Here is a 21,171-nt window from a genome sequence, read left to right on the forward strand (position 1 = left end):
GTGATTAGTTTACAGCAAGACATGATTATTGAAGAATTAAAGGACCATCAGCAACTGATACAGAAAGTGATAGATACGCTTGAGGATGATATTGCCCAAGCTTGTGAAATGATGGTCTCCGTGCTAAAAAGTGGCTCCAAGGTACTGATTGCCGGTAACGGCGGTAGCGCTGCCGATGCCCAGCACATAGCGGCCGAACTGAGCGGGCGGTTCGTACGCGACCGCAGGGCATTGCCCGGAATAGCATTAACCACAGATACGTCTGCCCTCACCTCTATTGCCAACGATTATGGTTATGATCACGTTTTTTCGAGGCAGGTTGAGGCCCTCGGTCGTACCGGGGATTTGTTTATTGGGATATCCACCAGCGGCAACAGCCAGGGCATATTGAATGCCTTTGAAGCGGCCACCAAATTGGGGTGTAAAACACTGGGCCTTTCAGGCAGGGATGGAGGCAAAATGAATGGCCTTTGCGATCTGAATATTATTGTGCCGTCTGACGTTACTGCACGCATACAGGAAATGCACATCCTTATCGGCCATATTTTGTGCAAGGCCGCCGACGATGTATTTTAAAACGACAGGAAAAACTCGCGAAGCTTATAAAGCTCCAGGTTTAAGATCAAACCATGAACGACAACTTCGAAAAAAAGCTACTCGGTAAAATAAGCGATCTTCAAAAACTGAAGACTACAGTTGCAGCATGGAAAAACGAGGGCAAAAAGATAGTTTTTACCAATGGTGTGTTCGATCTGCTTCACATAGGGCATGTCACCTACCTGGCCAAAGCAGCTGAATTGGGAGATAAGCTGATAATCGGCTTAAATTCGGATAGCTCTGTAAAACGGATCAAGGGAGAAGGCCGTCCTATAAATGACGAGAACAGCCGCGCGGCATTGTTGGCTGCCTTGTTCTTTGTTGATGCGGTCGTTCTGTTCGGCGAGGATACACCCATTAACCTGATCACTACATTGATGCCCGATATTCTGGTAAAAGGCGCAGATTATGCGGTTGAAAATATCGTAGGTTCAAAAGAAGTGATCGCAAACGGCGGCGAAGTAAAAACGATCGATTTTGTTGAAGGTTATTCTTCCAGCTCTATCATACAGAAAATAAGAAAACAGGTAAGCTGAGCGCATGAAAATATTGGTCATCCGGTTCAGTTCGATGGGCGACATCATTTATACTACACCCGTGGTACGATGTCTTAAAACCCAATTGCCAAATGCAGAAATACATTTCCTCACCAAACCGGCTTTCAAATATATTTACGACAATAATCCGTACCTGGATAAACTGCTGCTTTTAAAGTCCGAATTATCCGAAACTATAGCTGAAATCAGAGCGGAAGGCTATGATTACATTATCGACCTGCACAATAACTTGCGCACGGCTATTATCAAATTAAGAACGGGCATCAAATCGTCCTCGTATAAAAAACAACCGGTGCGCAAATGGCTGAGCTTGAAACTCAGGTTGAAACTGGTAGAGCCGGTACACCTGGTGGAACGTTACCTGAAAGCTGTGAAATTCCTTGGAGTAACCAACGACGGCAAACCGATCGACTACTATGTCAAAGCACAGCACGATCTTAAAAAACTGCTGCCGGCAACGCACCAGGACGATTATATCGCATTTGTTATTGGCGCCACGCATTTTACCAAACGTATGCCAAACGATAAGATCATCAGCATTTGCAGAAAGATCGAACGGCCGATTATCCTCCTTGGCGGCGAGGATGTAAAAGCAAACGGCAATGAAATAGCATCAGCAATTGGCGGCAATATTTACAACGCCTGTGGTATGACTACCCTTGATGAATCGGTTTTTTTGGTTTCGAAAGCATCAAAAGTGCTTGGTTTTGATACCGGTTTAACGCATATAGCGGAGGCCTTTAATAATCCGATCGGGTCTATCTGGGGCGGCACGGTACCCGAATTGCTGGGTGTTCAGCCTTATATGGTAAAAGATGCGGAGGTTATAGGCGTTGAACTCTCGTGCCGGCCGTGCTCTAAATTCGGTCTCGAAAAGTGCCCGCTCGGGCACTTTAAATGCATGAAAGATATACCCGATGACGTCGTTGCCGGCTTTGCCAATCGCCATTAGCGGTATATCCAAATCCGGCATTTTCTTTTATTAAATTAAATTATTAGTTTTGATGTAAATATTTAACCTAAATTTTTCACAACCTAAATTAGTCATGAAAAAAACACTTTTACTCGTAGCCCTTTGTGTGGCTTCCCTGGCAACATTCGCCCAAACCACTACAACCTTTGGTATTAAGGCCGGTATCAATTCGTCAAAGTTAACGGTTTCTGCTACGGGCGGGTCCGTATCAACAGAGTCATTGGTTGGATTTCACATCGGCGGATTGGTCGATATAGGAACCGACAATTTTTCTTTTCAGCCGGGCGTTCTGTTCAGTTCAAAAGGTGGCAAAAGCTCATCCGAAGGCGGCACCAGCAAAGTCACTCTGAATTACATCGAGATCCCGGTAAATTTCCTGTACAAAGTTCCTGCGGGCGACGGGAAAGTATTTTTTGGTGGGGGCCCTTACTTTGGTTACGGTATTTCAGCCAGTGGAACCGATGCTGACGGAACTAAAGAAACTGTGCATTTCGGCAGTACTTCTGAAGATGTTAAAAATCCGGATTACGGCGTTAACTTTTTGGCGGGCTATCAATTTAGCCAGGGCTTCGCACTTAACATCAATTATGGCCTGGGCTTAGCCAACCTCTCCAACGACGATGCCGGCGTAAACCTGAAAACCAAGAACCAGGTACTCAGCTTTTCGTTAAGTTATTTTATCAAATAAAACTATTTCAGCTCATATGGTATTATCTTAGTACCATATGAGCTAATTAATGAAAAAGCTTCTTTTAATACGTCACGCCAAAGCCGTTCACGACCTTAGTTATGACGACTTCGAAAGACCCTTGAGGAAATCGGGCATCAAGGATGCTGAGTTTATGGCCGAAAGACTTCTGGCAGAAAAGATCATCCCTCAAAAACTGTTCACCAGCCCTGCCCTGCGCACACTCAGCACCGCAGATATTTTCACCCAGTTTTTATCGTTATCGAAGCCGAAGGAAGATATCAGGATATACGAAGCCAGCCGTCTTACGCTGGTGAACCTGATCAACGGATTTGACGATAAGTTCGATTTTGTCGGCCTTGTGGGACACAATCCTGCGATGGAGCAGGTTATCCATTATCTCACTGGTCAACTCGTCGATTTTCCAACCTGCGCAATTGCACTGATCGAATTCGAAATGGATAGCTGGGAAATGATAAGCGCGGGCATGGGTACCGTCAAATGGTACAGCATTCCAAAGGAGGATTAATTAAGGATGTAGGTTTTACCCGGCAGCGAACGTATATATCCCTGCATTTCCATATTCAGCAGGTTCATTGCCAGCTGGCTCACAGGCATATTAGTCTTAAGAGTTAGGTCATCAATTGCCAATGGCGACTTATGCTGATGAATAATATCAAAGATCACTCTTTCGTCCACTGTCAGGTCCATCGGTAAGGCTAATTGTTGTTTCGGCTTTATATCACCGCTCCGCTCCCAGCCCAGGCTGTAAGCCAGGTCGGCTGCACAGGTAAGTAATGCTGCCTTATTATTCCGGACCAGGAAATTACATCCTTCCGAATATTCGTCATCTATCCTGCCCGGGAAAGCAAATACGTCCCGGTCGTACGAATTAGCTATTTCGGCAGTGATCAGCGCCCCGCCTTTTATGCTCGCCTCAATTACCACGGTAGCATCGGCCATGCCGGCTACAATACGGTTACGTTGCGGGAAATTTTTAGCATCGGCTATGGTGCCCGAAGGATATTCGGTCAATATCCCGCCATTCTCCATCATCTTCTGCGCCGTGGCGCGATTAGCGGCCGGGTACATCATCTCAAGCCCGTGGCCCAAAACGCCAACGGTTTGCAGACCCTGTTTCATGCTTTCCTTATGGGCGGCCGTATCTATGCCGGCGGCAAGGCCGCTTACCACCAAAACATTATACTGCTGTAATTCTTCAACCAATTGTTTACAAAGTTGCCTGCCATAATCGGTTGCCCTCCGGGTACCAACAATGCTCACTACATGTTTTGTATTAAGGTTCATATCACCCTTCGCATACAGCAATACAGGGCTGTCGATGCAGTTTTTCAATCGTTTGGGATAAGCTTCGTCGGTATAAAAAATTGGTTTGATATCGTTGTTTTCTATAAAGCGTATCTCCTCTTCCGCACGATACAGTACATCAGTCAGGTCGAAAATATCAGTTCTTTTGGCACCGATGCCGTGCACTTTGAGCAGTTTGGCCCGGGGTGTTTTGAATATCTGTTCGGCATCGCCAAAATGGGAAAGTAAGGCTTTGGCCGATGCAGGGCCAATATTCCTCAATAAAGTTAAACCGATCTGGTGCAGAAGTGACATAGATTTAGATATACACAGCTAAAATATACAAAATTTAACTTTGCTCAAATTTTTAGCAAAAAATATTATTAAAGAACTATAAAAATAGTTTGCAAACTACAAAAATAGTTTTACCTTTACTCAACTATAAAAATAGTTTGCAATGAAAATGAAAGAATTAACCAAAGCAGAAGAACAAGTGATGCAGATTTTGTGGCAATTGAAAGAGGGAATTGTTAAAGATATGCTGGAAAAAATGCCCGAGCCTAAGCCCGCTTACAATACGGTATCAACCGTGGTACGGGTGCTGGAAGGAAAAGGGTTTATTGATCATAAAGCCTACGGGAATTCACACGTGTACTTTCCGCTCATCAGCGAGGATGACTATAAAAAATTCACTTTCGATAAAATGATGAAAAATTACTTCAGTAACTCCTATCAAAGCCTGGTATCGTTCCTTGTGAATGAAAAGAACCTGACCCTTCAGGAACTGGAAGAAATAACCAAACTGGCCGAAAAACTTAAAAACAAAAGATCATGAACTGGCTGCATTACTTGCTCGAATCAAACCTATACCTTATCATCTTTTTTGGGTTCTATTATCTTGTACTCCGCCGCGAAACGTGGTATCAGTACAACAGGATATACCTGCTTTTCAGCAGCGGGTTGGCGTTTATCATTCCGTTTGTGCAGGCCGGTATCCTTAAACCGCAGCTCTCACCCGCACCGGCCGGCCGGTTAACCATACAGCAGATCGATTTTTCCGAAATAAATGCCGCACCCCCCTCACTGGCAATACATGGACCACGGAGGATATTTATATGGCCATATACTTGTCAGTAGTGCTGTGCCTTCTCCTAAACCTGGGCATCAAAATTTACAAACTCATAAGGTTGTCCCGTCATCAATCGGCCAGTAAGTTAAATGACCTGACCCTGGTTAAAACCGATGATGAAAAGGGCGCATTTTCCTTTTTCAATTACCTTTTCATAGGCTCAGGCTTAGCGTCTTCTGAGACCGTAGTTGCTCATGAAATGGTACACGTCAGGCAGAAACACAGCTGGGATATTGTTTACTTCGAGCTCATCAGCATCATTAACTGGTTTAACCCGGTGGCGTATTTGCTGCAATTCAGCATAAAAGAGTTGCACGAATATATAGCTGACGATGCCGTAGCGGGCAGTACGGTTTCAATTGACAGCTATACCGAGTTTTTGGTAAACAATGCCTATGGCTTACCGGGGAATCAACTAACCAATAACCTTTTCAATAAAAGCTTACTCAAAAAACGAATAATGATGCTTCATCAAAAAAGATCGGGTAGCCCGGCAAGGCTGAAATACCTGTTAATGTTGCCCTTAACCGCTGGTTGTATTGCGGTGTCTACTTTGGCGTTCGCCAAAACCTATGAATGCGTCGATATTGCTCCGGCCAAGGCAGCCACGCAAGGGACAGATGCGTTAGACAGAAGTGCTGGAGACAATTTAAAAAGACTGAAAGTGACCCAGGGTACCATAAGTGCCATTACCGACAAGGTGTCAATAAAAGAAGGTAAAGACAAAACCGGCATTTATAATGTACAGAACCTAACAAATGCAGATGCAGCACGACTACTTAAAAATTACAACATCAAAATTGAAATAGTAAATAGTTACGATACAGGTAGCTACCCGGAAATCAAATTTCCAATTACAGTGAAACCGGACGATGGAAATAAAATCCCCGTTTTAAGCAAAGGATCAATAGGTTTTATGATAGATCCGGGAAACTATACTTATAAAACGCTTAGCGACATGGCATCGAAATTCCGCCAAAGGGGTTATAAAATGGACTTTGTCGATCACAAGAGTGGAAATGAATCACTACTGCAAATCTCATTAAGGAAATTGGATGCTACGCCCGGAGCAGGAACGACCACTACTTTTAAAATTGATGAATTAATAAGATCAGGCCGGATCATCTTTGTAGGCGCCGACGATACAAAAAAACTGCTTTACGTGAACAGCCCAAAAATAACTTTCCCCAAACCCGGCACACTGAAAAGCTTGAGCAAAAAGCCCGACACGGCGGTCCGTCAGAAGATTAATACAACTATCAAAGGTAAAATTGATTCTATCGTCGGGGGAAATCATGCCAGGATCAAAGGCCAGATCAAATCACAGATCGATGAGCAAATTCAGCAACCTGCCAATAAACTGCCACCACCCTCTGTCTTTTTTTCCGGGGGTCGCACGCTTTATACGTACCTGGGACGTCACCTGAGATATCCCACAAAATATTTCGACCAGAAAATTGTTGGCAATGTAATAGTGGAGTTTACTACAGGTGCAGACCGCAAAATTTCGGGCGTTAAAATAAAGAACAACGCGATGCCCCTGTTTGCAGATGAGGTAAACCGGCAAATGAACGCTTATACCGATACGGTGAACAGGGCCCCGGGTACCTATTTTTTTATTATTCAATTTAATTTAATTAACGAAAAGCATACCCGTACCTGGTTACCTTCAGGCGAATATCTTGCCTTAACCGCTAATAAAGACTGTGCCGGAAATGTTGAGATAGTTGGCTTTGTGAAAGACGAATAACACAGAACCTTTACATATGTAATATTGCCGGGCGTTAAACCCGGCATTTTTTTTTGCATAACATGCTGTGATGTAATGCTTTTATTATTTAATTAAATTTTGATAAATTGGCATTACCAAAAAAATTTAACACGTTAAAGCCATGTCACAGTGCAGAAAGGAATGGGGATTCAAACTTATCCCTAAATACCTCGTCATCTTTTCCATCGGTTTATGTTTAATAGTTTTTTCGGGGAATGTTTTTGCGCAGGACAGTTCCCGTAAGCATCCCGAACCGCCGCCGCACCCTAAGCATAAGTCGCTGAAGGAAATGCTTGACAAGATCAACATATTTAAAAAGAAGAAGAAAGATAACCCGGATAACAATAATACCACCGAGGTTGAGGACAAAAAACATGACGAGCCGCCGCCACCACCACCACCACCAGATCCTGTAAAACCAAAGGCAACTGCCAAAACCACGCATAAATCGACAAAAAGCAAAGCAAAAAGATCGACAAAGCCTGCGGCAAAAAAAGTAACGCAGCCGATTATTTAGCCGGGGTTTGGGATAAGTATTTAAGTTGGTCAGGCACCCTCTGCATAGATCACCTGCTTGGTCTCGAAAAACTCCCCGGCAAAATAATCTTTCAGGTGGTATTGGCTCACAACCAGCTTTGATTCGGCAATTTCCTGTTGCAGATCGCCGCCTTTGAGGTAAAGGATGCCGTTGCGCAGTATATTTTTTGACTCCCGGTTAAATTTTCCTTTTACCCAGGGATAAAACTCCTTTAGCTGTGTTACCGCCCTCGATACCACAAAATCAAATTTGCCGGGTACCTGCTCGGCGCGGATATGTTCGGCTTTAAGGTTTTTTAACCCGATCGCTTTTGCCACTTCGTTAACCACTTTGATCTTTTTGCCGATGGAATCCACCAGGAAAAATTGTGTTCCAGGAAACATAATGGCTAACGGAACTCCCGGGAACCCTCCCCCTGTCCCTACGTCCAGCACGCGTTCACCGGGCATGAATGGCATTACTTTAGCTATCCCTAATGAATGCAGCACGTGCCGTTCAAACAGCAAATCGATATCCTTGCGCGATATTACATTGATCTGGCTGTTCCAGTAATTATATAACCCGGGCAGTTGTTCGTATTGCTCCTTTTGCCGGGATGTTAAGTCGGAGAAATATTTAAAGATGATATCAGATGTCATCCCGGTTAAAGCGGTTTATGATATTACCCAGCAGGTACCTTGCCCTGAAAAGCTGCGCTTTTACAGTTCCCAGCGGAAGGTCGAGCTGCATCGCTATTTCCTCATAGGACAGTTCATCAAAATACCGCAGGGTTATCAGGTTGCGGTAGCGCGGAGGCAGACCCTCTATAAGCACCTTTAACTCCTGTGTTTGCTGTTTTTTTATCGACGTCTCTTCGGGGTTTAGCACGTCGGCTTTTATCTGCAATGTTTTTTCTTCGCCATCATCGTCCACCATACCGTGAATAGACATGGTATTCAGCTTTTTTTTGCGGATGAAATCGATACAGTTATTAGTTGCAACGCGGAACAGCCAGGTACTGAAAGCATAATCGGGCTGGTATTTGTCCAGTTTTTCGAACGCCTTCGCAAACGTTTCTACCGTCAGGTCCATGGCATCCTCTTTATTATTGACCATCTTCAGGGCCATAAAATAGATGGAATCCTTGTAACGGTGCATCAGGTCGGCATACGCCTTTTGGTTTCCTTCGCGGGCTTTTACCACAAGGTAGAAGTCGTTCTTAGCGTTCTCGGTAAAGTTTGCGTTTATTTCCACTGCGTAGTTTTTATAAAAGTACCTATCAATCCAAAAATATTTAAATAAACGTAATAAACAAGGTCAAAGAAGGGCAAATACCATATTAAATTTTTGCCGTCCAGTTTCCTGAATATTTTATAGTATAAAATTAATTGGGTTATTATTCTGAATAAGAGCAACCCCAGGGCCAGCAACGGGTCGTGGGTCAATATTAAACTGATGACTACTAAGATATAAAAAAAGAATCCGGAAAGGGCATCAAAACTCAACATGCGGCGGTGTTTGTTCCGGTACATTTTCCCCACGCCCATGTGGCGGCGTTTCTGCCGGTACAAAGCCGAAACGGATTCTTTCGCCTTACTGTAGGTAAAAGCTTCGGGATGTATCTCTATGGCCGTATTTTCCGGTGTGGCATTTTCATTCACAAACAGGTCGTCATCGCCCGACATGACGTGCATATGCGATGCAAACCCTTTATTTTTAAAGAATAACGTTTTGGTATAAGCCAGGTTGCGTCCTATACCCATATAGGCATTGCCGGCCAAAGCCGCCGATAAATAGTTGATGGCGGTCCGGATAGTTTCAAAGCGGATAAAAGCATTCAGAAAACCACCCGTGCCGGAATATGGCGAGTACCCCAACACAATTTCTGCAGGTCCTTCAAAATTTACGGCCATGCGGCTGATCCAGTTTGGCGAGGCGGGTTTACAATCGGCGTCTGTAAATAACAGGTGCTCGTTCTTCGCTGCCTTTATGCCCATGGTCAAAGCAAACTTCTTCCCGGTTTTAAAACGGTCGTTTTCTGTTACAACCGCTACTTTCAGGTGTTTGTACTTAGCGCATAATTCCTTTAAAACCTGTTCCGATTCGTCGAGCGAGCAGTCGTTGACAACTACCACTTCAAAGTCGGGATAATCCTGCTCTAAGATAGCGGGAAGGTTATCTGCAAGGTTTTGTTCTTCGTTACGCGCACTGATAATGACAGAGATAGGGATATTGCTTTTTTTCAGTTCGGCAAGTGGTTCATAGGCGGCCAGCCGGCGATGATAATAAACGAGATAATATAGCTGGACTATAAAGCAAATAAATAATAATGCGAGTAAAGTTCCGGGTAAATATGCTTCCAAATCAGATCGTAATATCAGGCAAAGTTGTTAAAAATCAGTGAAAGATTAAGTTGAAATTTAGATTAAGTTGAAATGGTTAAGCCAGTTAGACGCAAAACGATCCGACTTATCCAACCCGATCGACTTAATCAACATAAATGACTAATTTTGCCCCCTCGAAATGAAATTTAATTTAACTGCACAGGACCCGCTTTCAAAAGCCCGCGCGGGTGAGATCACAACCGATCACGGTGCTATACAAACACCTATTTTTATGCCGGTAGGTACCGCCGGGACGGTTAAAGCTGTGCACCAGCGTGAACTGAAGAACGACATTGAAGCGCAGATCATATTGGGCAACACCTACCATCTTTACCTGAGGCCGGGGCTTGACACGCTTGAAAAAGCAGGCGGACTGCATAAATTTAACGGATGGGACGGCCCTATCCTTACGGACAGCGGCGGATACCAGGTGTATTCCCTTACCGATGTGCGTAAAATAAAAGAAGAAGGTGTCACTTTTCGTTCGCATATCGATGGTTCAAAACATTTGTTCACGCCAGAAAATGTGATGGATACCCAGCGAATCATCGGCGCAGATATTATCATGGCGCTGGACGAATGCACACCCTACCCCTGCGAATACGGCTATGCGCGAAAATCCATAGAGATGACACATCGCTGGCTAAAACGCTGCTGCGACCGTTTCGATAGCACCGAACCTAAATACGGATATAGCCAAACGCTCTTTCCTATTGTGCAGGGATCAGTTTATAAAGATCTGCGGGTAAGATCGGCAGAAGTTATCGCATCATTTGAACGCGAAGGCAATGCCATTGGCGGATTATCTGTGGGCGAACCCGCTGAGGAAATGTATGCCATGACAGAAGTTGTGTGCGATATATTACCAAAGCAAAAACCACGTTACCTGATGGGCGTAGGTACGCCGGTAAATATTTTGGAAAATATTGCGTTAGGTATTGATATGTTCGACTGTGTGATGCCCACGCGCAATGCCCGTAATGGTATGCTTTTCACAAAAGAGGGCATCATCAATATCCGTAACGAGAAGTGGAAAAACGATTTTACGCCGATCGAGGCCGACAGCGACCTGTTTGCGGATGTATGTTATACAAAAGCTTATCTTCGTCACCTGGTGCATTCGGGAGAAATTTTGGGCGCACAGATAGCTACTTTGCATAACCTGCATTTTTACCTGTGGCTGGTGAAAGAAGCACGCAAGAAAATAATAGCCGGCGAATTTTATGACTGGAAAGAAAAAATGGTTAAACGCCTGGGCCAACGATTGTAAATGAAGCGATTGTTCAGCAAATATCTTAAGGTGATCGACTGGTATATTATCAATAAGTACCTGGGCACTTTTGTATTTACGCTGGGCATATTTACCGTTATTACCGTTGTTTTTGACATTGCCGAACACATCGACAATTTTTTGAAATCGGGGGCAAGTTTGCACGATATTGCTTTCAAATATTACGCAGGCTTCATCCCTTTTTATTTGAACCTGCTCGAGCCTCTGATCAATTTCATCGCGGTTATCCTGTTCACCGCACGGATGGCCAATCAAACGGAAATTGTACCTATATTAAGTTCAAAGGCGAGTTTTGCCCGGTTCTTACGGCCCTATTTTGTTTCCGCTTCGCTGATATTTGTTGTGTCACTGTTTGCTAATGTTTATCTTATCCCTTTCACCAACAGGTTAAAAGTTGATTTCGAGAATAAAAATTTTAGCGATGGCAGCGATCCGTCCAAAAGCGAGGTACACATGCAACTGGATAAGCATACTTTCGTTTTTGTGAAATCATTCGATAATTCCACTAAAACAGGATTTGAGTTTATCATGGAGAAGTTTAACGGCGATACCATGACCGAAAAATGGGTGGCTCAGAATATTTCATACGATTCGCTCAAACGGAAATGGACCCTAAAAAACTATAGCCTGCGCCGTATTAACGGTTTAAAGGAATCGATGATATGGCATGGTGCTGCTAAAGATACCACGCTGGATATGAAGCCCGTGGACTTCGAGATCAGGGACAATGCTTACAGCGCCATGTCGACCCAACTTCTCAACAAAAATATAGAAAAGGCTAAACTACGTGGTACGGGCGAACTCATGGACATGGAATTTGAAAAGTACAATCGCTTCGTGTACCCGTTATCTACCTTCGTACTTACGCTCATCGGCGTTTCCATGTCGTCGCGTAAGGTGCGCGGAGGGATAGGACTGCCCCTTGGTATCGGCATCCTGCTTTGTTTCGCTTATATCGTGGTCGAAAGGTTTGCATTGGTTTTCTCTACAAAAGGCGGCGCGCCGGCGTTATTATCAGTATTTGTACCTAATGTATTGTTTGGTATATTGGGCTACGTTCTGTTATTAAAAGCGCCAAAGTAAATGCCACCCGAAACCGCACCGGCAACGCTCAACAAAAACCTGGTTATTCTGCATTTTACCGTTTTTATCTGGGGGTTCACAGGTATACTCGGTAAACTGATCAGCGTATCGGCAGTTCACCTGGTATGGTACCGCGTACTCATCGCTTCCCTGTCATTATTCTTTTATTTCCGCTTCAACCGAACGGAATTCAAAGTAAGTAAAGCCACGTTTTTTAAGCTCATCTTTACTGGTGCGCTGGTGGGGGCACATTGGATATTGTTCTTTTTGTCCATTAAATTATCTACGGTTTCCGTGGCCCTGGTGTGCTTCTCGTCGCTCACTTTATTCACCGCTATACTGGAGCCGCTCATCAATAAAAAAAGGATATCTGGTCTCGAGATCATTTCGGGCCTGCTCATCATCCTGGGTATATTCGTCATCTTCAAATTTGAAACACAATACACTAAGGGTATCATAGCCGGGCTCGTATGCGCGGTTTGCGCCAGCCTGTTTTCAATCATCAACGCCCGGCAGGTACGGCATTACCAGGCACCAGTCATTGCATTTTACGAGCTTTCGGGCGCCTTTGTATGGATATCAATCTACCTGCTTTTTACCAATGGGTTCGGCCAGTCGATGGCCCTTAGCCGTTCCGATTTCGGTTATCTTTTCCTGCTTGGCACCGTCTGTACTTCGCTCGCCTACGTGGCCGGCGTATCGGTAATGCGCGAACTCTCCCCTTTTCGCGTTGCGCTTATAACTAACCTCGAACCCGTTTATGGCATTATCATGTCGTTCCTTTTTTTTGGTGATATGAATAAAATGACGACAGGTTTTTGGGTCGGCGCGGTCATCATTCTATCTACCATCTTCCTGTTTCCTGTCGCGCAAAAACAACTGACGAGAAGAAAAAAATAGCCTCAATTCTAAATTTTTGTATACGTTATCTTTGCGATAGGGTAGGGCGCCGCCATTTTTACGCGACCTGCCAGGCTTAATTTAAAGCGATTTAAGCGACTTTATTTAGGAGGTTACTCCAACCTCGACGGCGCAATTCCGATCGCTCACAGGCAAAATATCAAGCAGACTTAGTGTATTTAATATTACCAATTAATTATTGACATAAACCAGCGTGAATGCTTGATTTTTAAGAGAAATAATCAAATAAAAAGTACGCTTACAAAAGTACCATAATAATTTTATTAAATTGTTAATCTGATATTTACATTGTTTATATCATTAAATAGTTTAACAAATTCGATCTAACTTAAATGTAAAAATGCTAATTAAATTAGCAAATAGCTAACATGAGTAAAAATTTGTACATTAATATATTAATAGTGAGTATATTAATTAATATTATATACAACATTACTTCATGGTAGCTCTTCTTGACAATCACCCGCTACAAAGTGTACCAAGATTTTATAATCGCATTTTCAAAAAATTGACCAGGTAGTGCTACAAGGTGCAACGCACTTTTTTCGAATGTTTTTTTTCGGCATACCGCATGGGGATTTTTTTAACGATGCCGATGCCGGTCATTGGTCCTAAAATCGCGGGGATTGCTTTGTTTAATTTTTTATGTTTTTTTTGTTGCCGGTGCGCGGATATATTTTCTAGCATCCGCACCACTCCCCTTCTGTTTTTGTAGATTAGTATTTCATTGCCGGGTCACATTTTTAAATGATATAAACCGAGCCATTTTTTCACCGTTAATTTGAAATAGTCATGAGAATAAAAACAATGCTGATCATCTTCATTACGATACTGCTGACCGTAGTGATCATGCAAAATAACGAGCCCGTATTTTTTAATGTGTTATTCGCAACCTACCACATTTCGAAACTGGCAATGCTCCTTCTCGCCGCGGCGGCAGGGTTTGTCATCGGTGTGCTTGTCGGCCGGCCCGGGAGACCGAAATATATTCCCGGACAGGTAGAGGATGCCGACCCAAAGAAAAATCAACCTAATACACTAAGTGACGAGGACAGGGACTACATCAGTTAAAATAACAAAACAATCTACTATATGAAGATCGGATTTATAGGCCTCGGAAACATGGGCATTCCAATGGCTAAAAATTTAATAGCCGCAGGCTATCAGCTACAGGTGTACAACCGCACGGCTGAAAAGGCGGACGAACTGGAAGCATCGGCCATCACCAAATGTAACACGCCGGCGGAAGCGGCCGCTAATGTAACGGTGGTTATAAGTATGCTTGCCGACGATGATACCGTTAAAGAAAGTGTTGTTGGAAAAGACGGCATCTTAAACACTTTTCAAAAAGGTGCGCTTCATATCTCTATGAGCACCATCTCGCCGGATATTGCACAGTTTCTTTCCGACCAGCATAAAGCTGCGGGGAGTTCTTACCTGGCCGCGCCTGTATTCGGTAGGCCGGAAGCCGCTGCAGCCAAAAAATTATGGGTATGCGTTTCGGGGAGCAAAGAAGACAAGGAAACGGCCAACCCCATCCTGGAATGCATTGGGCAGGGCGTAGTTGATTTCGGCGAAGACGCAGGCGGGGCCAATGTAGTTAAGATAGCAGGGAACTTCATGATCATGTCGTCGCTCGAAATGATGGCCGAGGCGTTCACACTGGCCGAGAAGTTCAACCTCGATCGTTCCAAAGTGGCCGAATTTTTCGGTTCTACAATATTTAATGCGCCTATTTATCAAAACTATGGCAGGTTGATAGCAAATAAACAATACGAACCGGTAGGTTTTAAGGCCAGGTTAGGTTATAAAGATGCCCGCCTTGCATTCAAACTGGCCCAGCAAAGCGAAACACCAATGCCCCTGGGCACGCTTATTCATAACCGCCTTTTAACGGCGGTGGCCAAAGGATTAGGCGACAGGGATTGGGTAGAAGCCGTTGGCCGCGGCGTAACCGACGACGCAGGTGTGTAAATCAAATATTATAAAACACCTGGTTTGTTTTTTCTAAAGGCGACAGATCGGGTGTTTTATCAAATATGCCGAATACAGATGCTCCGCTCCCACTCATACTCGCATATATGGCGCCAGCTTCGTACAGCGCAGCCTTTACGCCCCTTATAACCGCGTGATTTTTAAATACCGACTCCTCGAAATCATTTTTGATAAAATACCGCCATTCCTTTAGCGGCTCGTTTATCAGCTCATAAAGGGAATATTTCACCTCAGCCGGTTTAACTCCCCGGTAGGCCTCGGAGGTGGATACATGCGCCGGGGGCATAACCAAAACCAGGCAGCATTTGGACAGATCAAGCTTAATGGGTTCAAACTGGTCGCCTTTTTCAAATGCGAACACCGGCTTACTTTCGATAAAAAAAGCGCAGTCGGCGCCAAGTTGCCGGGCGTAGTTGAGTTTTTGTTCAGTTGTCAGTCCTAATTCAAATTGCTGATCGATCAGCCTGATAAAAAAAGCCGCATCGGCCGAGCCGCCGCCAAGCCCTGCACCAATCGGGATATGTTTGTGTAAATGAATATCTACCGCAGGCAGCTTATGGTCGTTTTTGATAAGATGGTAAGCTTTTATGCAAAGATTGTCCTCTGCCCTGCCCGGTATGGCTAAACCGGATGAATTAAACCTGAGTTCCTTTCCGGGCAATGCTTCAAGTGCGTCGTATATCCGCACCGGGTAAAAAATAGTTTCGATATTATGGTAACCATCGGGCCGGCGGCCTGTTATATTAATGCCGATGTTGATCTTGGCGTTTGGAAATACGATCATCAGATTGATTAACACGGCGTGTATTTTTGCACAACCGTAGGATACCAAAAATAGATTATTTTTATTTGTATCGGGAAGTTAGATTCAGTTGATTGAGTTAAATGGTTGATTATTTATGATCGGCCGATATTAAAAATAACCATTCAACTTGATCCAACATAATCAACTTAATTAACCCGCTAATGAAGCAATACCTCGATCTGATGAAGCATGTGCTGGCGAACGGCACACAAAAGCACGACCGTACCGGAACCGGCACTTTAAGCGTATTTGGCTACCAGATGCGTTTTAACCTACAGGACGGCTTTCCACTGGTAACCACCAAAAAGCTTCACCTGAAATCGATCATTCACGAGTTGATTTGGTTTTTGCAGGGCGATACCAATATTGCTTACCTGAAAGAGAACGGCGTACGTATTTGGGATGAATGGGCCGATGAGAACGGCAACCTGGGCCCCGTTTATGGGTATCAATGGCGCAGCTGGCCGAAACCCGACGGCGGTCACATTGACCAGATAAGCAAGGTGGTGAACCAGATCAAAAACAACCCGGATTCGCGCCGCATTATGGTTTCGGCCTGGAACGTCGCCGATGTGGAGCGCATGGCGCTCCCCCCCTGCCATAGTCTTTTCCAGTTTTATGTTGCCGACGGCAAATTGTCCTGCCAGTTATACCAGCGCAGCGCTGATATTTTCCTGGGCGTCCCTTTTAATATCGCCTCATACGCTTTGCTGACCATGATGATGGCCCAGGTATGTAACCTTCAATACGGCGACTTTATCCATACATTTGGCGATGCGCACCTGTATAATAATCATATTGAACAGGCAAACCTGCAATTAAGCCGCGAACCCCGCCCGCTGCCAACAATGAAGATCAACCCGGATGTAAAAGATATTTTCCAATTTAAGTTCGAAGATTTCACACTGGAGAATTATGATCCATGGCCGCATATTAAGGGGGCGGTGGCGGTATAGTTTATTGTCATTTGTATATTTGTACATGACTTCAATTCAAATAAAAGCCGAAATAGACAAACTTTTGGGAGAAATACCGGAAGATGCACTACAAAGTGTATTAGATCTGTTGCATGAAATAAAAAGCCAACCGACGGAAAACACCAGATTGGCAGCAAATATTAAAAAAATAATGGTTGAGGATAGGGAGCTTCTCAAAAGACTTGCTCAATGATCTATTTAAGGCAAGTCATTCAAATTCACAATGAGCTGATAAATGAATTTGGTGGTAGCAAAGGAATTAGGAGCATCGATGGGCTTGAGGCAGCAATTGCCCGTCCCTATATGACATTTGATCAAAACGAGCTTTACCCCTTGCCTGAAGATAAAGCGGCCGCAGTTTTTGAAAGTCTTATCATTAACCACCCATTTATCGACGGCAATAAACGAATAGCTTATTTCATGCTAAGGTTGATTTTATTGGAATCAGGTTTAGATATCCAGGCTTCTGAAATGGGAAAGTACGAAATGACCATTTCTGCGAGCAAGGGAGATCTTACCATTGATCAAATAAAGTTATGGATAAAAACAAAATTGACGAAAACAGCCTAATGACAATAAGCGCTATCGTCGCAATCGGCGAAAACAATGCCATCGGTAAAAACAACCAATTGTTATGGCACCTGCCTGCCGACCTGAAACATTTCAGGGTAATAACGTCTGGTCATCCTATTATTATGGGTCGCAAAACTTTTGATTCGGTAGGCAAACCATTGCCCAATCGCCGTAACATCGTCGTAACCCGGCAGGACATAAAAATTGAGGGTTGTGAAGTTGTCAGATCCATCGACGAAGCAATTGACCTATGCAAAGGTGAAGATGAGGTGTTTATCGGCGGAGGGGCCGAAATTTATCGCCTGGCAATGGATAAAACCGATAGAATTTATCTCACTGTTGTTCATAAAGCTTTCGATGCCGATACTTTCTTCCCCGAAATTGACTACAAAAAGTGGACCGAGACCGAACGAGAGGACTTCCCGGCCGACGAAAAAAACAATATACCTTACTCGTTTATCACACTCGAAAGGGCCTAACACCCAATGCCTTTATTTTGTTTGAATATAAAATTTTATGCTTATAAAATTTTATTAGATTTGCCGTCTTATTTAAAAAGCTTATAAACTAATTTATTACATATTATAATTTACAATGCAAGGTAAAGGGGTTATCAAATTTTTCGCCATCTTTCTGGCGATAGTCTGCTTATACGAGATTTCGTTCACGTGGGTGGTGCGTAAGGTTAAGGACGATGCCGCAGTATATGCCAAAGGCGATACAACAAAACAAAAAGCATATTTAGATTCTATATCTACAAAACCGGTTTATCCTATACTGGGCCACACTTATCAATACTGCGAAAACCATGAGCTGGCCCTTGGTCTCGATTTACAGGGTGGTATGAGCGTAACTATGCAGGTTGCTTTGAGGGACCTGGTGCAGACCCTGGCCAATAAAAACCCCGACCCCACTTTTAACCAGGCTTTGGACAAGGCCGACATTGACAGCAAAACCAGTCAGAGCGATTATATTACCCTTTTTGTAAAGGAATATGAGGCCCTGAATCCAAACGGCAAGCTGGCAGCTATTTTCGCTACACAGGATAATCGTGAACACTTGAAGTTCAGTGACGATAATGCCAAAGTTGAAGCTTATTTGAAAGAACAGGCCGACGTAGCCGTTCAGCAAACCTACACGGTTATTAATACCCGTATCGACCAGTTTGGTGTAACCCAACCAAACGTCCAATTGCTGAAGGACCGTAACCAGATACTGGTTGAACTGCCTGGTGTAACCGAACCTGAACGTGTAAGAAAACTATTACAAGGTACCGCCAAGCTGGAGTTTTACCGGACGTTTACCAATACCGAAGCTTTCGCTACGCTTAACAGTATTAATTCGTTACTGGCAGCAAAAAACAAAGCGGCGAAAACTGATTCAACCAAAACAACTGCAAAAACAGACACCGGTAAAGCCGGCAATAAGGTTGCTGAAACTAAAAAAGACACCTCAAAGGGCGCGCTTTCCCTGTTAAGCAAAGTAAATAAAAGTGCAGGGAAAGACACTTCGTCATTAGCAAGCAAAGCTACGAGGAGCGCCCAATATCCGTTGTTTACGCTTTTGAGTCCTAACTATATTCAAAACCCTAACACCGGACAGGTGCAAAAATCACCTGTAATTGGTTATGCGCTTAAAAAAGATACCGCAAGGGTTAATGCTATCCTGAAGTTGCCGGAAGTAAAGGCTGTGATGCCGCAGAACATGAAATTGCTGTGGGGCGTTAAACCGATAGAGGATAAAACCGATAATTCCAACAACCAGGATAAACGTTTCGAGCTTTATGCAATGAAGCTTACAGGGACAGATAATGGCGCCGTACTCACAGGTGATGTGGTAACTGATGCCAGGAATGAGGTCGATCCTGTAAAGGGTTCTCCCGAAGTAAGCATGAGCATGAATCCACAGGGTGCCCAGAAATGGAAGGAAGTAACCGAACAAGCGGCTCCAACTCACGACGCCATTGCCATTGTTCTTGACGATAATGTTTATTCGGCTCCTGAAGTTGAAAATGCTATAACAGGCGGTGAATCAAGGATCATGGGTAATTTTACCCTGGAAGATACCAAGGACTTGGCCAACGTGCTAAAAGCTGGTCGCCTTCCTGCCCCTGCTCTTATCGTTTCTGAAGCTACAGTGGGTGCTACTTTAGGCCAGCAGGCTATTAGTGCAGGTTTGCTTTCATCGGTATTGGGTTTCGTAGTGGTGCTCATCTTTATGATCGCCTATTACAACCGTGCCGGAACTATCGCTGTAGTTGCTGTTATCATCAACGTATTTTTCCTGATGGGCGTTCTCATCAGTTTAAATGCCGTACTAACCATGCCTGGTGTTGCCGGTATCGTGTTGACGTTAGGTATATCGGTTGACGCCAACGTGCTGATATACGAACGCGCGCGTGAGGAACTTGCCCTGGGTAAATCCATCAAACTGGCGGTAGCGGATGGTTTTAAACACGCACTTTCATCTATCCTCGACTCGAACATCAGTACATTCCTTACGGGGTTGATCCTATTCGTATTCGGCAGCGGCCCTATCAAAGGCTTCGCGGTTGTATTGATGATCGGTATCGCAACTTCATTGTTCTGTTCATTGCTTATCTCAAGGCTCATATTTGAATGGATGATCACCAAAGGATGGGACATCAAATTCTCGAACCCATGGAGTTCACACACCTTTAAAAATGCCAACTATGCTTTTGTAAAGAACCGTTTCAAATTCTATGCTTTCTCTGGAGTTTTCATTATAGCGGGCCTTATATCTATGTTTACACAGGGCTTTAACTATGGCGTCGATTTTGTTGGCGGCCGTACCTATATCGTCCAGTTCGATAATAAAAATGTAACAACCGAGACCGTCCATAAATCTATCGACGCACCCTTGGGGGCCAGCGAGGTGAAAACATTCGGCGCAGATAAAATAAGTATTACCACCAAGTACCTGATCGAGGAAAACACGACTTCGGCTGACACAAAGGTTAGGCAGACATTGATCAACGCTTTGGGCAAAAATCCAGAAACTAAGATCACCGACAAGAACATCATTAAATTCCAAAAAGTGAAGGCCACCATAGCAGAGGGCCTTAAACAATCGGCTTTCTGGACGGTACTTATCGCCATTGTCATCATATCGGCTTATATATTACTCCGGTTCCGCAAATGGCAGTTCAGCCTCGGGGCAATGGTGGCTACCGCGCATGATGCTTTGATGGTGTTGTCGTTCTTTTCGCTGTTCAAGAACTTTATTCCATTCCTGGATATCGACCAGTCGTTCATTGCGGCCATATTGACAGTTATCGGTTACTCTATCAATGATACGGTGGTGGTATTTGACCGTATCCGCGAGTTCCTGGGTCTGCACCATTCTGCATCTGATGATCCTAAGGAAGTTATTAATCACGCTATCAATAAAACACTGAGCCGTACTATTATCACCGCTTTAACCGTGTTATTCGTGCTGATAGTGCTGTTTATATTTGGCGGCGAAGTTATCAGGGGCTTCTCGTTCGCATTGCTGGTAGGCGTTTGCTTTGGTACTTATTCGTCCATTTGTATCGCTACCCCGGTAATTATCGACTTTGGTAAAAAGGACCTCAAATAAAA

24 protein-coding genes are annotated in these 21,171 nt (G+C 44.1%); 19 read left to right on the forward strand and 5 right to left on the reverse strand.

All coding sequences use genetic code 11. The annotated features are described in order from the left end of the window. Positions 1-21 precede the first annotated feature (21 nt). The 5 genes from gmhA (at position 22) to FRZ54_RS20520 (ending at position 3,344) form a co-directional block, all read left to right on the forward strand. Positions 22-576, forward strand: a complete 555-nt coding sequence (gene gmhA, locus FRZ54_RS20500) for a D-sedoheptulose 7-phosphate isomerase (RefSeq protein ID WP_147033677.1) — start codon at positions 22-24, stop codon at positions 574-576. A 53-nt stretch (positions 577-629) separates the two neighbouring features. Further along, positions 630-1,133: a D-glycero-beta-D-manno-heptose 1-phosphate adenylyltransferase gene (rfaE2, locus tag FRZ54_RS20505; RefSeq protein WP_147033678.1), complete on the forward strand. Its 504-nt coding sequence runs from the start codon at positions 630-632 to the stop codon at positions 1,131-1,133. A gap of 4 nt (positions 1,134-1,137) precedes the next feature. After that, complete coding sequence (locus FRZ54_RS20510; RefSeq protein ID WP_147033679.1) at positions 1,138-2,106, forward strand: glycosyltransferase family 9 protein; 969 nt, start codon at positions 1,138-1,140, stop codon at positions 2,104-2,106. Between the two features lie 94 nt (positions 2,107-2,200). Beyond that, positions 2,201-2,815 carry an outer membrane beta-barrel protein gene (locus FRZ54_RS20515; protein WP_147033680.1) on the forward strand — a complete coding sequence of 205 codons (615 nt, stop codon included), beginning with the start codon at positions 2,201-2,203 and terminating at the stop codon, positions 2,813-2,815. Positions 2,816-2,864: 49 nt separating this feature from the next. Then, positions 2,865-3,344 carry a SixA phosphatase family protein gene (locus FRZ54_RS20520; protein WP_147033681.1) on the forward strand — a complete coding sequence of 160 codons (480 nt, stop codon included), beginning with the start codon at positions 2,865-2,867 and terminating at the stop codon, positions 3,342-3,344. Here FRZ54_RS20520 and dprA read toward each other — a convergent pair. After that, entirely contained in the window at positions 3,341-4,438 is a 1,098-nt protein-coding gene (dprA, locus tag FRZ54_RS20525) for a DNA-processing protein DprA (RefSeq protein ID WP_147033682.1), read from the reverse strand. The two genes, FRZ54_RS20520 and dprA, sit on opposite strands and share 4 nt — an antisense overlap. A gap of 142 nt (positions 4,439-4,580) precedes the next feature. Between dprA and FRZ54_RS20530 the strand changes: the two genes are divergently transcribed. The 4 genes from FRZ54_RS20530 (at position 4,581) to FRZ54_RS20545 (ending at position 7,540) form a co-directional block, all read left to right on the forward strand. Continuing rightward, positions 4,581-4,958, forward strand: coding sequence for a BlaI/MecI/CopY family transcriptional regulator (locus FRZ54_RS20530; protein WP_147033683.1), 378 nt, complete (start codon positions 4,581-4,583; stop codon positions 4,956-4,958). Further along, positions 4,955-5,260 (forward strand): hypothetical protein, encoded by a 306-nt coding sequence (locus tag FRZ54_RS20535; protein ID WP_147033684.1) that lies wholly within the window; start codon positions 4,955-4,957, stop codon positions 5,258-5,260. Before FRZ54_RS20530 ends, FRZ54_RS20535 begins: the two co-directional genes overlap by 4 nt. Continuing rightward, positions 5,239-7,002 carry a M56 family metallopeptidase gene (locus FRZ54_RS20540; RefSeq protein WP_147033685.1) on the forward strand — a complete coding sequence of 588 codons (1,764 nt, stop codon included), beginning with the start codon at positions 5,239-5,241 and terminating at the stop codon, positions 7,000-7,002. Before FRZ54_RS20535 ends, FRZ54_RS20540 begins: the two co-directional genes overlap by 22 nt. A 142-nt stretch (positions 7,003-7,144) precedes the next feature. Continuing rightward, positions 7,145-7,540 (forward strand): hypothetical protein, encoded by a 396-nt coding sequence (locus FRZ54_RS20545; protein WP_147033686.1) that lies wholly within the window; start codon positions 7,145-7,147, stop codon positions 7,538-7,540. A gap of 29 nt (positions 7,541-7,569) precedes the next feature. Here FRZ54_RS20545 and rsmG read toward each other — a convergent pair whose 3' ends face one another. The 3 genes from rsmG to FRZ54_RS20560 are packed head-to-tail and all read right to left on the reverse strand — an operon-like array spanning position 7,570 to position 9,903. Continuing rightward, positions 7,570-8,199 (reverse strand): 16S rRNA (guanine(527)-N(7))-methyltransferase RsmG, encoded by a 630-nt coding sequence (rsmG, locus tag FRZ54_RS20550; protein ID WP_147033687.1) that lies wholly within the window; start codon positions 8,197-8,199, stop codon positions 7,570-7,572. Further along, entirely contained in the window at positions 8,189-8,794 is a 606-nt protein-coding gene (locus tag FRZ54_RS20555) for an RNA polymerase sigma factor (RefSeq protein WP_147033688.1), read from the reverse strand. Before FRZ54_RS20555 ends, rsmG begins: the two co-directional genes overlap by 11 nt. Then, a complete protein-coding gene (locus FRZ54_RS20560; RefSeq protein ID WP_147033689.1) occupies positions 8,785-9,903 on the reverse strand; it encodes a glycosyltransferase in 1,119 nt (372 codons plus the stop codon). The genes FRZ54_RS20555 and FRZ54_RS20560 overlap by 10 nt, the downstream gene beginning before the upstream one ends. A 160-nt stretch (positions 9,904-10,063) precedes the next feature. Between FRZ54_RS20560 and tgt the strand changes: the two genes are divergently transcribed. From tgt to FRZ54_RS20585, 5 genes are all read left to right on the forward strand, one after another. Further along, entirely contained in the window at positions 10,064-11,194 is a 1,131-nt protein-coding gene (gene tgt, locus FRZ54_RS20565; RefSeq protein ID WP_147033690.1) for a tRNA guanosine(34) transglycosylase Tgt, read from the forward strand. Then, positions 11,195-12,298: an LptF/LptG family permease gene (locus FRZ54_RS20570; RefSeq protein ID WP_147033691.1), complete on the forward strand. Its 1,104-nt coding sequence runs from the start codon at positions 11,195-11,197 to the stop codon at positions 12,296-12,298. It abuts the gene before it with no gap. After that, positions 12,299-13,198 (forward strand): DMT family transporter, encoded by a 900-nt coding sequence (locus FRZ54_RS20575; RefSeq protein WP_147033692.1) that lies wholly within the window; start codon positions 12,299-12,301, stop codon positions 13,196-13,198. A gap of 813 nt (positions 13,199-14,011) precedes the next feature. Continuing rightward, the gene (locus tag FRZ54_RS20580) at positions 14,012-14,290 is read left to right on the forward strand and encodes a DUF1049 domain-containing protein (protein ID WP_147033693.1); all 279 of its coding nucleotides are present in this window, start codon (positions 14,012-14,014) and stop codon (positions 14,288-14,290) included. A 21-nt stretch (positions 14,291-14,311) separates the two neighbouring features. Next, positions 14,312-15,193 (forward strand): NAD(P)-dependent oxidoreductase, encoded by an 882-nt coding sequence (locus tag FRZ54_RS20585; RefSeq protein ID WP_147033694.1) that lies wholly within the window; start codon positions 14,312-14,314, stop codon positions 15,191-15,193. Between the two features lies 1 nt (position 15,194). Here the strand turns inward: FRZ54_RS20585 and ispE are convergent, their stop codons facing one another. Further along, positions 15,195-15,998, reverse strand: coding sequence for a 4-(cytidine 5'-diphospho)-2-C-methyl-D-erythritol kinase (gene ispE / locus FRZ54_RS20590; protein ID WP_147034556.1), 804 nt, complete (start codon positions 15,996-15,998; stop codon positions 15,195-15,197). A gap of 182 nt (positions 15,999-16,180) precedes the next feature. Here ispE and FRZ54_RS20595 point away from each other — a divergent pair, with 182 nt between their 5' ends. The 5 genes from FRZ54_RS20595 to secDF all read left to right on the forward strand — a co-directional run bounded on the left by FRZ54_RS20595 (position 16,181) and on the right by secDF (position 21,169). After that, the gene (locus FRZ54_RS20595) at positions 16,181-16,975 is read left to right on the forward strand and encodes a thymidylate synthase (protein WP_147033695.1); all 795 of its coding nucleotides are present in this window, start codon (positions 16,181-16,183) and stop codon (positions 16,973-16,975) included. A 25-nt stretch (positions 16,976-17,000) separates the two neighbouring features. Beyond that, complete coding sequence (locus FRZ54_RS20600) at positions 17,001-17,189, forward strand: hypothetical protein (RefSeq protein ID WP_147033696.1); 189 nt, start codon at positions 17,001-17,003, stop codon at positions 17,187-17,189. Beyond that, positions 17,186-17,566 (forward strand): type II toxin-antitoxin system death-on-curing family toxin, encoded by a 381-nt coding sequence (locus FRZ54_RS20605; RefSeq protein WP_147033697.1) that lies wholly within the window; start codon positions 17,186-17,188, stop codon positions 17,564-17,566. Before FRZ54_RS20600 ends, FRZ54_RS20605 begins: the two co-directional genes overlap by 4 nt. Then, positions 17,533-18,048, forward strand: coding sequence for a dihydrofolate reductase (locus FRZ54_RS20610; RefSeq protein ID WP_317131596.1), 516 nt, complete (start codon positions 17,533-17,535; stop codon positions 18,046-18,048). Before FRZ54_RS20605 ends, FRZ54_RS20610 begins: the two co-directional genes overlap by 34 nt. 115 nt (positions 18,049-18,163) lie before the next feature. Further along, positions 18,164-21,169, forward strand: coding sequence for a protein translocase subunit SecDF (secDF, locus tag FRZ54_RS20615; RefSeq protein ID WP_147033698.1), 3,006 nt, complete (start codon positions 18,164-18,166; stop codon positions 21,167-21,169). Positions 21,170-21,171 lie beyond the last annotated feature (2 nt).

Source organism: Mucilaginibacter ginsenosidivorans, assembly GCF_007971025.1.
GTDB classification, from domain to species: domain Bacteria; phylum Bacteroidota; class Bacteroidia; order Sphingobacteriales; family Sphingobacteriaceae; genus Mucilaginibacter; species Mucilaginibacter ginsenosidivorans.

Bases quoted from the DNA above. Each gene is read 5' to 3' on its own strand.
- gmhA (WP_147033677.1), top strand. From the start codon at position 22: ATGATTATTGAAGAATTAAAGGACCATCAGCAACTGATACAGAAAGTG.
- rfaE2 (WP_147033678.1), top strand. From the start codon at position 630: ATGAACGACAACTTCGAAAAAAAGCTACTCGGTAAAATAAGCGATCTT.
- FRZ54_RS20510 (WP_147033679.1), top strand. From the start codon at position 1,138: ATGAAAATATTGGTCATCCGGTTCAGTTCGATGGGCGACATCATTTAT.
- FRZ54_RS20515 (WP_147033680.1), top strand. From the start codon at position 2,201: ATGAAAAAAACACTTTTACTCGTAGCCCTTTGTGTGGCTTCCCTGGCA.
- FRZ54_RS20520 (WP_147033681.1), top strand. From the start codon at position 2,865: ATGAAAAAGCTTCTTTTAATACGTCACGCCAAAGCCGTTCACGACCTT.
- dprA (WP_147033682.1), bottom strand. From the start codon at position 4,438: ATGTCACTTCTGCACCAGATCGGTTTAACTTTATTGAGGAATATTGGC.
- FRZ54_RS20530 (WP_147033683.1), top strand. From the start codon at position 4,581: ATGAAAATGAAAGAATTAACCAAAGCAGAAGAACAAGTGATGCAGATT.
- FRZ54_RS20535 (WP_147033684.1), top strand. From the start codon at position 4,955: ATGAACTGGCTGCATTACTTGCTCGAATCAAACCTATACCTTATCATC.
- FRZ54_RS20540 (WP_147033685.1), top strand. From the start codon at position 5,239: ATGGCCATATACTTGTCAGTAGTGCTGTGCCTTCTCCTAAACCTGGGC.
- FRZ54_RS20545 (WP_147033686.1), top strand. From the start codon at position 7,145: ATGTCACAGTGCAGAAAGGAATGGGGATTCAAACTTATCCCTAAATAC.
- rsmG (WP_147033687.1), bottom strand. From the start codon at position 8,199: ATGACATCTGATATCATCTTTAAATATTTCTCCGACTTAACATCCCGG.
- tgt (WP_147033690.1), top strand. From the start codon at position 10,064: ATGAAATTTAATTTAACTGCACAGGACCCGCTTTCAAAAGCCCGCGCG.
- FRZ54_RS20570 (WP_147033691.1), top strand. From the start codon at position 11,195: ATGAAGCGATTGTTCAGCAAATATCTTAAGGTGATCGACTGGTATATT.
- FRZ54_RS20575 (WP_147033692.1), top strand. From the start codon at position 12,299: ATGCCACCCGAAACCGCACCGGCAACGCTCAACAAAAACCTGGTTATT.
- FRZ54_RS20580 (WP_147033693.1), top strand. From the start codon at position 14,012: ATGAGAATAAAAACAATGCTGATCATCTTCATTACGATACTGCTGACC.
- FRZ54_RS20585 (WP_147033694.1), top strand. From the start codon at position 14,312: ATGAAGATCGGATTTATAGGCCTCGGAAACATGGGCATTCCAATGGCT.
- ispE (WP_147034556.1), bottom strand. From the start codon at position 15,998: ATGATCGTATTTCCAAACGCCAAGATCAACATCGGCATTAATATAACA.
- FRZ54_RS20595 (WP_147033695.1), top strand. From the start codon at position 16,181: ATGAAGCAATACCTCGATCTGATGAAGCATGTGCTGGCGAACGGCACA.
- FRZ54_RS20600 (WP_147033696.1), top strand. From the start codon at position 17,001: ATGACTTCAATTCAAATAAAAGCCGAAATAGACAAACTTTTGGGAGAA.
- FRZ54_RS20605 (WP_147033697.1), top strand. From the start codon at position 17,186: ATGATCTATTTAAGGCAAGTCATTCAAATTCACAATGAGCTGATAAAT.
- FRZ54_RS20610 (WP_317131596.1), top strand. From the start codon at position 17,533: ATGGATAAAAACAAAATTGACGAAAACAGCCTAATGACAATAAGCGCT.
- secDF (WP_147033698.1), top strand. From the start codon at position 18,164: ATGCAAGGTAAAGGGGTTATCAAATTTTTCGCCATCTTTCTGGCGATA.